This is a genomic window from Sporomusa sp. GT1 (assembly GCF_014634905.1).
Lineage (GTDB): Bacteria > Bacillota > Negativicutes > Sporomusales > Sporomusaceae > Sporomusa > Sporomusa sphaeroides.
The window spans coordinates 45555-56861 of sequence record NZ_BMBX01000021.1 but is presented as its reverse complement, the minus strand read 5'-3'; the positions used below and the strand labels follow the sequence as shown (position 1 = coordinate 56861).

At 49.4% G+C, this 11307-nt stretch carries 8 protein-coding genes; 1 reads left to right on the top strand and 7 read right to left on the bottom strand.

The genetic code is table 11. The features are described from left to right. Window positions 1–138: 138 nt before the first annotated feature. The 3 genes from GT1_RS17640 to hutH (GT1_RS17630) all read right to left on the bottom strand — a co-directional run bounded on the left by GT1_RS17640 (window position 139) and on the right by hutH (GT1_RS17630) (window position 4932). Window positions 139–1749, bottom strand: a complete 1611-nt coding sequence (locus tag GT1_RS17640) for a BCCT family transporter (RefSeq protein WP_188399809.1) — start codon at window positions 1747–1749, stop codon at window positions 139–141. Between the two features lie 143 nt (window positions 1750–1892). Then, window positions 1893–3416 carry a histidine ammonia-lyase gene (gene hutH, locus GT1_RS17635; RefSeq protein WP_188399808.1) on the bottom strand — a complete coding sequence of 508 codons (1524 nt, stop codon included), beginning with the start codon at window positions 3414–3416 and terminating at the stop codon, window positions 1893–1895. Between the two features lie 13 nt (window positions 3417–3429). Further along, a complete protein-coding gene (hutH, locus tag GT1_RS17630; RefSeq protein WP_188399807.1) occupies window positions 3430–4932 on the bottom strand; it encodes a histidine ammonia-lyase in 1503 nt (500 codons plus the stop codon). A 276-nt stretch (window positions 4933–5208) separates the two neighbouring features. On the opposite strand from hutH (GT1_RS17630), the gene GT1_RS17625 reads away from it, so the two are divergent. After that, window positions 5209–6591, top strand: coding sequence for a sigma-54-dependent Fis family transcriptional regulator (locus tag GT1_RS17625; RefSeq protein WP_188399806.1), 1383 nt, complete (start codon window positions 5209–5211; stop codon window positions 6589–6591). 392 nt (window positions 6592–6983) lie between these two features. Here the strand turns inward: GT1_RS17625 and GT1_RS17620 are convergent, their stop codons facing one another. The 4 genes from GT1_RS17620 to GT1_RS17605 form a co-directional block, all read right to left on the bottom strand. After that, entirely contained in the window at window positions 6984–8621 is a 1638-nt protein-coding gene (locus tag GT1_RS17620) for a sigma-54-dependent Fis family transcriptional regulator (RefSeq protein ID WP_188399805.1), read from the bottom strand. Window positions 8622–8760: 139 nt separating this feature from the next. Then, complete coding sequence (locus GT1_RS17615) at window positions 8761–9510, bottom strand: class I SAM-dependent methyltransferase (RefSeq protein WP_188399804.1); 750 nt, start codon at window positions 9508–9510, stop codon at window positions 8761–8763. Next, window positions 9494–10279 (bottom strand): ABC transporter ATP-binding protein, encoded by a 786-nt coding sequence (locus GT1_RS17610; protein WP_188399803.1) that lies wholly within the window; start codon window positions 10277–10279, stop codon window positions 9494–9496. The genes GT1_RS17615 and GT1_RS17610 overlap by 17 nt, the downstream gene beginning before the upstream one ends. Then, window positions 10276–11301 carry an iron ABC transporter permease gene (locus GT1_RS17605; protein WP_188399802.1) on the bottom strand — a complete coding sequence of 342 codons (1026 nt, stop codon included), beginning with the start codon at window positions 11299–11301 and terminating at the stop codon, window positions 10276–10278. The genes GT1_RS17610 and GT1_RS17605 overlap by 4 nt, the downstream gene beginning before the upstream one ends. Window positions 11302–11307 lie beyond the last annotated feature (6 nt).

The window sequence follows — 11307 nt, the reverse complement described above, 5'->3', positions numbered from 1 at the left end:
AAGCCTTACACCCTGTATTCTAACAGGAGGTACTTTTTTGTTCAAAACTCTTTTTTGTTCGTTACAGGAATGCTCCTATCAGTAACATAAGGGGGGGAAGGCTGCAAAGCTACAGGCTTCCCCCGGGATACCGCCCGTTTACTCTTCTTCTGTCGCGTCTACCACATCACTGGATGCCTTTTGGACAAAGAACACCTTGCCTGCCGCGATAATTTGGAACAGGAATATAAAAAGCACCAAAAATCCGCCTGCCGTTGCCAGCGCCTTAACGCCGTCAACACCCTGGGCGCCGCCGCCGAAGGCTGCCATAACCACAGCCACAACGCCGATGATAATGCCCCAAATGATCTTAATGAAGCCGGGAGGCTCGGTACCGATGGGAACGTCCTTCATGCACATGGAACCTACGTTTGTCAGGGTGGCATCAGCCGCCGTAACAAAGGAAATGATGATGATAAAGATATTCACAGGAATAACGATGGCCCCAAGACCGAAGGGCAAATGCTTGAGGAACTCCCACATGGCCATAACCGCACCGCCCTGGTTGATAGCACCCACCAAGTCAGCCGTGCCGGTCATCTGCATGTGGAGTGCGTTGTTGCCCCAGATACTGAACCATACCAGGCCGAACACAGAAGGAAGAATCCAGTTGACAACAAGAAATTCCCGGATGGTGCGCCCCCTGGCCATCATGGCCAGGAAGATGCCGGTTACCGGTGCATAGGCGATCCAGCAGGCCCAGTCAAACAAGGTCCAGGAACGGGTAAGGGCTGCGCCGCCGATATCGATGGGATCCAAGCCCCATAACCAAAAGTAATGCAGCCACTCGGCCAGTCCGGCGGTGCTGTTGCGCAATATGAACAGCAGGGGGCCGGTGAACAGCAGCAGGGCCAAAATGCCGTAATAGAACCAGGCGTTGAGATTGCCCAACACCTTCAGACCCCTGTCCATGCCGACATAGGATGAGAATGTGAAGATGAAAATTAGTGCCACGCCAATCATTACAAACAGAGACAGGCTTTCCTGTATGCCGTAGGTGCGCAGGCCGGTAACTACCAGAGTAATGCACATGGCAAGGCCACCGCAGATACCTACCCCCAGAGCCATCATGGACAGGCAGTCCACAGAGGCAGCCAGAGCGCCTTGGGTAATCCGCTTGCCGAAAACAGGCTGAAGGGTGGCGGTAACATTGAGCTTTTGCTTTTTATTAAAGTACAGGTAGGCTACCAGTACGCCACACAGGGCATAAATCGCATAGGGAAGAAATGTCCAGTTATAAAAACTGCGCCCCATGGCAAATCGCGCCGCTTCGGCGGTAAAAGGTTTGATGCCTAATGCATCCAGCTCGCCCCAGACATTGCCGTAGTAGATCAGTGGCTCATTGACACCCCAGGTAACAATACCTGTGGCCACGCCGCCTGTGAGGGTCATGGCAAACCAGGTCCAGAAGGGGTATTTGGGCTGGGCGTCCGCACCGCCCAGTTTGATGTTGCCCAGCTTGGAAAACGTAATTATGGCCACCATAATGGTGCTGCCCATTACCACATACTGGTATAACCAGCCAAAGCTCTCCAAAGACCAGACAAAGAACGCCTGGGAACTTTGGGTCAGCGCCTTGTTGTTCATAATTCCTATAATTGCCGCAATACCGAAAAGAATGATGCCTGGAATAAAAACGTCCTTACGGACACCCTCCCAAAGGCTCTTACCGGAGTTTTTCTCTACCGGAGTATGGGTTTGTGTGCTCATAAGCTCTGCCTTCCTTTCATCAGTAAAATATTAGCCTTTCTTACAACACCGCTGCACGAAACTGCAACTATCACCTCCAACGTATAGGATATTGAACAGCCATTCGACCTCCCCCGCTCTCAATTACCGAGTGCTGTGGAAGTCTATTTCATCGGGCCGATGATTTCCTCGGCCAGCTCAACCAGCCTTCCGGTATGAATCATATCCCGCAGAAACTCGATGTGAGGGTGTAGGAAAATATCCTCCTTCATCACAGGTACCGATTTGCCGATTTCCTCCAGAATGCGGGCTGTTACCTTGCTACGGGCAAGAGTTGGGTCTAAAAATTGCTGTGCCTGATAGCCTGAAAGCAATTCGATCGCCAGGATATACTCCAATTTTTCCACTACCTGCAGCGCCTTTTTCGAGGCATTGTACCCCATGGCCACATAATCCTCCTGGTTGCAGCAGGTGGGGGTGTTGTCGATGACAGCGGAGGTGGAGAGAATACGCATGTCGCCCAACAGTCCTGCCTGGCTGTACTGAGCAAGCATCAGGCCGGAATTTAGCCCCGGATTATCCACCAGAAATGCCGGATAGCCTGACAGGCTCTCATCAATGATGCGGTTGTTGCGCCGCTCCGACATTTTGGCCAGCATAGTGGCGGCGATGGCAGCGCTGTCCATGGCAATGCCTACATAAGCCGAGTCGCAGTTGCAGGCGGAAATCACGTCGGCGTCACCGTCGGCATCCCAGATGATGGGGTTGTCGCAGCAGGAGTTCATCTCAATTTCCAGCGTTCGCCTTGCGTCATAAAAAGTTTTTTTAGAGGCGCCGTGAAGCTGGGGAATACATCGCAAGGACAGAGCGTCCTGCAATCTTGTACCCTCAAAGTGTTTGAGGACAGCAGAATCGGAGAGAATACGCCGCACATTTTCGGCAGTACCGTCCTGCTCCGGGTGGGGACGCACCGACATAACCCGCGGATCAAACGCCCGCATAACACCCCTGAGCACCTCCAGGGAAACCGCCCCAATGATGTCGGCACTTTTGGCCGCCTTAATCATATCGTACAAAGCAAGACTTGCCAGTGCCGTCACCGTGGTGGTGCCGGACACCAGTGCCAGTCCCTCCTTAGCACCCAGCGGCAGGGGGGCAAGCCCTGCCTGTTCCAGGGCGTTCTTCCCGGACATCAATCGACCCTCAACATATGCCTGCCCCTCACCCATGAGCACCAGCGCCAGGTGGGCTTCGGGTGCCAAATACCCTACCGAACCCTCCCGGGGCATCCAGGGGGTAACGCTACGGTTGAGCATTTCTCGCAGCAATTCCAGCAATTCCAGTCGTACTCCGCTGTGGCCCCTGCCCAGATTTTGCAGCACCATCAGCATGGTGGCCCGGGCTTCCTCCACGGTGTAGGGTGCTCCTACCGAGGTAGAATGGGAAAGCACAATGTTGCGCTGCAGCTGCTCTACCTGCTCAGCGTTGATTATCCGGGTGCTCAGGGAACCAAAACCAGTGGTAACACCATACATTACCCGGTTTTCATCAATAGCTTTTTCGATTAGTTGGCGGGCCTTGGTAACCCGCCGGCAATATTCAGGCGAAAATTCAATCTTTGCCCCAAAGCGGACGATTTGAAGAAATTCTTCCAGATTCAGCGGGAAGCCCAATGTAATGACAGTCATACTATTCCTCCTCTCACTCCCGGATCAGGGCGGTCAACTCGCCGCTTTGCAGCAACTCGCATACCGTTTGAATGTCCTGGGTGATATTGCGGTCGGTTTTATAAAAGGGCAGTACCTTGCGGACTATTTGGAACGCCTTGCCGGTATATTGGCCCAAAGACAGCTTTTTCCGGTATTCCATGGCCTGTGTTGCATGCATCAGCTCAATGGCGAAAATGATGTGCAGGTTCCGGTATATCCGCCGTAAGTTCTGTACGGCGTAGGTGGCGTTGGTGGAAGTGTCCTCCATATCCCCCGCCAGACTGAAAGTGTCCATTGAGCAGGGATTACACAGATGGCGGATTTCCACATCCAGGCTGGTAAAGGTTTTTTGCAGAGTGGCGAAGCAGAGGACGTCCACCTCCGGGGCCAAAAATCGGGGCAGGTTGGTGTAGTTGGGGGTGACCAGCTTAATAAGCCGCATACAGGCGGTTTTAGATACGTGGGACAAAGCGATAGCCAAGCTCTCTACCCCCAGCACCCAGTTGAGGGGGTCAAAGTTGGCGGAAGGACTTATCTGTCGGTCCTCCAGCAGCAGGCAGGGGTTATCGTCGGTGGTGTTGAGCTGGATTTCCAGCCGCTCCTTGGTGTAGGCCAGCATTTCCCTGGCCGCCCCGGTAATTTGGGGAGTGCTGCGGTAGGAAAGGGGGTCATGCACTGCCTTTTTGGGGTCTACTTCATAGATATAGCTGCCCTGAAGATAGCGGGTGATACGCTTGGCACTTTCTCGCTGTCCGGTAAAGCGGCGCAGAGCGTGGTTGCGGTCATCCAGGGGGGCGGTGTTGCCGTTGAGGCCTTCCAGAGACATAGCGTAAATCAGTTCACTCAAATCCAGCAGTTCTTCAATATCCTCCAGCAGCAGGGCGCAGGCCCCGGCACTCAGGGCATTGGAGCTGACAATGGCAAGGCCGTCCTTGGGACCAAGGGTCAGAGGATTCAGACCAACCTTGGCAAAGGCCTCGGTGGAGGGCATTTCCCTGCCGTTCATCCGCACGTTCCCCTCGCCAATAATGGCAAGGCCTATATGGGAAATAAGGCCTATATCCGCCTGCCCTACCGACCCCTTTTCAGGAATCAGGGGATGTATGCCGTGATTGAGCATGGCCATGTACATTTCGGGAATTTCGGGGGAAACACCGCAACAGCCGGTAAGCATGGTGTTAAGCCGGGCCACCATGGTTGCCCGAACGTCCTCGTCGCTGGCATAAGGCGGAACGCCTATGCAATGAGAGCGGATCAGATTGCAGTTATACTCCCCGAAAAATTGCTTAAACACCTTTTTATCCTTGTTTTGACCCACTCCCACATTAAACCCGTAGATAGGATAATCGGCGTCCACCAGGTCGAATACCAGTTGGCGGGCGTCCGCCAAGCGCTGCCGGGCCGTTGGAGTAATCTCTACAGGCGCTCCATACCGGGCTATCTGTAATACCTGTGCGGTTGTCAGTTCCGCGCCACTCAGAAAAACTTTATTCATGCCTCTGTACCCTCCGGTTCACAATATATATTCATGCATTGTTTTTTACTTGATATTGCATAATTCATGCCAATGTAAGGTTTAAAACAGATAAGTCATTTTCCCCTGGGAATCCCTGTATGTAAGGCACATCCCTGAAAACTACGCTGTTAAGCAGCAGCAAGCTTTGTTTATAACCGCATCAAAGTTTTGCGCATTATTTTATTGCATTACATCTTTACTCCCAGGCATATATTGGATAAAATATTGTTATTATTGGGAGTTGGTAGGTAGAATATGGATACTATTGATAAATCATTATATTTGCAGGCTATTGCCAATTACATGCAGGATGCGGTATATGTCATCAATCAGCGTGGTGACGAATTGTTTTATAATAATCGAATTGAACGTTTTGAGCCTTCCCAGCGAAAAGCTATGCTTGAAGAACTGCGCAGTGTATTTATTACAGGCAGACCGTCTTTTGACAAATATAAAAAATACCGTACCGTAGATCACCGTGAAGTACACATGCTGTCAACAGTAATACCCATTAAACGTGAAGGTGAGATTGTTGCCGTTTGTTCAATCAATAAAAATATTACTGAAATGGCCCATTTACTTAACAAGGTCTCCCAGTTGCAGGAGAAAATACAAAGTTACTGCGGCAGCAGCAATCGGCTGCAAAACGGCACCAGCTACGACTTTTCCTGTCTGGTTGGCGAAAGCCCGCAACTCACCAGGCTTATTGACAAAGCCAAAAAAGCGGCACTTAGCTCAGCCCCCATATTACTAACAGGTGAGACCGGTACAGGAAAAGAAATTCTTGCTCAAAGCATCCATAATTATGGCCCCGCTGCGGCGCAGCCGTTTGTTGCCTTGAATTGTGCAGCCATACCTGAGACCTTGCTGGAAAGTATGATTTTTGGCACAACTAAAGGTGCTTTTACCGGAGCCGAAAACACCCCAGGATTATTGGAACAGGCCGGAAAAGGCACTTTGTTTTTAGATGAGATCAACAGCATGAGTTTGGTACTGCAGGCAAAAATGCTGCGGATTCTTGAGGAGAAAAAGTTCCGCCGTCTGGGCAGCCACCAGGAAGCTGCCGTAAACTGCCGGATCATCAGTTCTACCAATATTGACTGCCACAAGCTGCTGGCTGAACACAAAATGCGGGAAGACTTCTATTACCGCATAGCTGTTGTGAATCTGACTATTTCGCCGCTCCGCGAACGACGGGAAGATATTTTGCTGCTTGCCAGCTACTTTATCAATAAATTTAATAAAGTCTATGGCAAACATATAACCCGGCTTTCAGCCGATCTGGAAAACCTATTGCTTAGCCATACATGGCCAGGCAATGTTCGCGAACTATGCCATGTACTGGAAAATGCGGTTAGCTTTTCAGATAATGAGGCAGCTTTAAGTTCAGCCTATCTTCCTGATTATTTTCATAAACAAGTGCTGTCGCCCCAACCCAATGCCTTTCCTAAAACAACCAAACAGTCGTTGCCTCAGACACTTGACGAATTAGAGCGTAAGCTGATTATCGACGCTCTCACAGCAAGTAAAGGCAATATTACCAAAGCTGCTTTGACACTGGGCATACACCGGCAAAATCTGCAGGTTCGCATTAAAAAATTAAATATTACTAAGAGTGTGCTTTTTTCTGCCGAATAAAGAACTTGCCCCCCAAAACAACGGGCGGGGGTGATGATTCGTACTTTAAAGATATTGCATTACATTACTAGTGCAAAATCCATGCCAAATATTGCTGCAACACCCTTGTTAAGCGAAATGTTTAACGGAATATACAGAATCTAAGCACTTTTTTGTCTTTTTCTTGTAATTTAACAGAAAAAAATGTGAGCAATTTTAAAAAAACCACTCACATTTTTCACCAAATTATCTTTTGTTTTAATTTGATATCAGGCAAAACTGTCATTTCTTCAGCTTCCCACTATAATTAGCGCCAACTTTTTTTGCATTATAGGTAAGCCTTAGTAAAAACCGTTACTAATTCAAACACAGCAGACGCCAAATAATTTGGCGTCACCGAGAAAAATTTTGCACTACCATTCGTAAATGTTTAATTTCTTCATCCGGTACTGCAGACTCTGCCTGCTTATTCCCAACTGCTGGGCACTATGAGTAATGTTTCCCCCGTTCGCAGTCAGCGTCTGACGGATTAATTCATATTCAAACCGTTCCATACGTTCAGCAAAAGTCCCTGAACCTTCTGTTGCATATCCTTTCAGGTCTTGGCATTGCGAGGCCGCACAGCCTTCATTTTCCAGCGTTCTTAAATAGCCTGGAAGACAATCAAGCGTTATTATGCTTGCATCATCTGCCGCACGGTTAAAAGCATATTCAATAACATGATGAAGCTCTCTTACGTTTCCCGGCCACTCGTATTGCTCAAACACAGCAAGTACTTCTTGCGCAATCGTCACTTGTTCCCGATGATATTGCTTACACAATTCACTCAAAAAATGCCGGGCCAGCAGCAAACTGTCTTGAGAGCGGTCCTTCAAATCAGGAAGGTCCATTTTGATAGCCGATATCCGGTAATAAAAATCCATACGGATTTTTTGCTGCTTTATAAGCGCATTAAGATCCTCATTTGCCGCCGAAATAATTCGCACATCACATTGTATATATTTGCTGCCGCCAATACGCTGAAAACGTTTCTCCTGCAGTACCCGCAAAAGCTTTACCTGTATTTCCGGACTAATAGAATTAACTTCATCAAGAAAAATAGTCCCGCCATTGGCTGTTTCAAACAGCCCCGGCTTGCTGACACTGCCTGTAAAAGCCCCTTTTTCCGTGCCAAAAAAAATACTCTCAAACAGATTACCAGGCACAGCACTGCAATTAATATCAATAAAAGGCTTATATCTTCTGGAGCTAAACGAATGAATACCTTGTGCCACAAGCTCTTTGCCTGTTCCAGTGGCGCCCACAATAAGAATTGCCGAGTCAGTAAGCGAAACTTTTTTAGCAAAGTGAATAAGCTCCCGCATGCTTTCCGCTTCATGCACAATATCATCAAACGTATACATAGCCGCCTGGCCGTCAGGTCCAGTCCTGCCAATATATGCTTCCAAATTGAAGGTACGTTTTTCCAGACGTTTTAATACCGACAAATCACTTTCGAATACAACAGCCCCATACAAAAAATTATCAACGATTAATGGATACCCGGAATTTATGGTGGTTAAGGTCGTCCCATTTTTCATTTTAAACCGGTCACAGCGATTGGCAACCGGCTTTTTAGTTCTTAAAATTGTCAGAACCGTGCTGTATTCCTCGTTGACATCATAAATATCCAGCAGGTGTTTTCCCTGGTATTCCCGGCTGTCATAACCCTCCAGTGTCTCACTTGCCGGATTGGCAAACAAAAAGTACCCATTCCGGTCATATACTTGAACCCCTTCAGACATAAGCCTGCTAATTTGCTGATAAAATTCAAGAAGCACTCCGTCACTGCTTACATACAACACCTTTTCCCCTGCTTCAGCGGCGCACTGATACCGGTAAAAATTATTATCCAGTTCTACCATTCCGTACTCTTTAAGCGGAGCCCCCAGCACATGGTCAATTTCCTGCCCGATCAATTGGGTATCTGCAAGAAGCACAGGGTGTCTGCCAACCTGCTGCAAAGCCTTTATGCGGCACTCATTATCAAGTTTAATGATCAAATCAAGCATAACCATTACCCCCTAAGGCTTCCACAAGTCACTTCAATTAGTTGTTTCCGCAAACAGATACTTTTTCATAAAACAGTATTAGCCTTTAAATACAAAACTCCTGCTGATTCTGTAAAAATCAGCAGGAGTTTTGTGCTTGCTACGCTTTCTCGGCCGCCACCGCAAACATTGAGGCCTTCGTTTTGGTGGATGCGCTGCTGTATGGCCGGTTTACTTCCGCCAGCCCAAGTCTCCTGTCCAGATCAGGCTCGATCCGGATATGACGTACGCCTAATTCACTCAGCACCGCTACATCCCAGCCGGGACGCTTTTCCCATGCGATCTGACAGGCTCCGGCAATCTCGTTTCTCTCCCTCAGCTGCTCCAGTGTCTGGGTCGGATGGGTGGGCGTTTCCTTTTTTTGGTCCGCTTCCCAAAAGGCCTTTCCGTAATTGGCGTCCAGATTCAGCAGAATTCCCCCCGGCCTTAAAACCCGGTGCATATGGAAATACATCCTTTGGGCGTCTTCGACAATCCACATTACATTCCGGGTAATAACAAAATCAAAGGAATTGTCCGCAAACGTCAGGTTCTGCGCATCCATTTGTCTGAAATCAATTCCTTTCCCGCCTCTTTCCGTGGCGTTTTTACGGGCTTGCGCCAGCATTTCCGGGGAAAAATCCACTGCCGTTACCCGGCATCCCAGTTTTCGCAGAATCAACGCAAAAAATCCCGCGCCTGTTCCGATATCCAGCGCTTCCAGCGGTTCCTGCTTCGCCGGCAGAAATTCCAGCAGGAAATCTTCATACGATTGCCGCGCGACCGACGCGAATTCATTCATCCGCAGAGCGCTGAACTCCGGCGCTCTGCCTGACCAGTAAGCATTTGAACGCTCAGATAAATTCTTCATGGAACCCTCCCGGCACACAAATTTTTTTCCTGCCAACGCTTTCCACACTGACCCGGATATTATATAAATCCGTCAGGTTCCGGTCTGTAAGCAACTCCTCCGGATTGCCGATTCCAATCATTTTCCCGTCTTTCAGAATCGCCGTAAGGCTGTTTAATTCCAAGGGATGGTCCGGAAAATGCGTAGTCATTAAAACGCCCGTTCCATTCCCTGCAAGCCGCTTAACCAGTTGGATAAAACGGTACTGGTTGCCAAAATCGAGATGGGCTGTGGGTTCGTCAAGAATCAGGAGATCGGGTTCCTGGGCCAGCGCGGAGGCAAGCATCACCAACTGCCGCTCTCCGCCGGATATGTCCGTATACGGTTTGTCTTTCAGGTGTCCGATCTGGAGGAATTCCAGCTTTTCCATAGCAATTTTTCTTTCCATTTCCCCCGGATTGGCCAGGTACCCCATCCGGGAAGTCCGCCCCATCATGACAATATCGAGGACCGGAAACGGAAACGCAGGGTAGTGATTCTGCGGGATATAGGCAATAATCCTGGCCAGCTCCCGGGCATTGTACGCGCCGGCTTGTGCATCATTAATAAAGACGCTGCCGCTTTGAGCTTTCAATTCATTGATCATACACCGCAGCAAGGTGCTTTTTCCTGTTCCATTGGGTCCCAGGATACAGAAAACCTGGGGTGAGTGATATTGAAAAGAGATATCTTCAAAAATCTTCCTGGCGCCGTCATAGGAAAAGGTCAGGTTCCGTACCTCCAGCTTCATTCCCATCTCACCTTGCCTTTATAAATAAAATAGATAAAGACCGGCGTACCAATAATCCCCGTTACCACCCCCAGCGGAATCTCCGCCGCCGTTACATTCCGGCAAATATCATCAATCAACAATACATAGCAGATTCCCAACGACAGGCTGACCGGCACCAGTTTGCGGAAGTCATGCCCCGCAATAATCCTGGCTAGATGCGGAATCACAATGCCGACCCAGCCGATCACCCCTGCCAGGGATACCACCAGCGCGGTCAGGACAGAGCAAGCCAGGATGACAACGGTCCTGTTTTTTTTGACATCCACACCGTAGGATCGCGCCTCCTGATCCCCCATGCTCAGGATGTTGATTCGCCAGCGCATCAGGAAAATGACCGTCATCGCCGGAAGGTAGAGTGGCAGGATCATTGCCAGCTTCTCATACGTCACGCCCGACAGGGTTCCCATCAGCCAGAAGACAATTTGCGGCAGCTGGTCATACGGATCGGCCACATATTTGATCAACGCCACCAGGGATGAAAACAAAGCACCCACCAGCATGCCCGATAATACCAGGGTGACCGTTGATCTTCTGGCCTTGGCAGCCAACAGAAAAGTAATGCCGATGGAAAGCAGCCCGAAAGCCAGCGCAGAAAGCTGGACAAAGAAGACATTCAGCCCCGCCCCGGAGGACAAAAGAATGGCCAGAGCGGCACCGAAACCCGCACCGTTAGATACATCCAACGTGTAAGGAGAAGCCAATGGATTTCGGAAAAGCCCCTGGAAAACGGCTCCGGCCACAGATAATGCTGCCCCGACCAGAACGGCTCCCAGAATTCTGGGCATTCGGATCTTCCAGATCATGTTCTCGGCAAGAGGGTTGTCTACATAACCCGTTCCGAGAAAGCGGTCGAGAACAATCTTGACAACGTCGAAAGGGCCAATGGGATATGGCCCTAACATTAATGACGCGATAAAAAAAGCGACCGGCAGCAGAATCAAGACAACCAAAAGAGTTATATTTCCGTTTTTTTTACCCATGCGCGC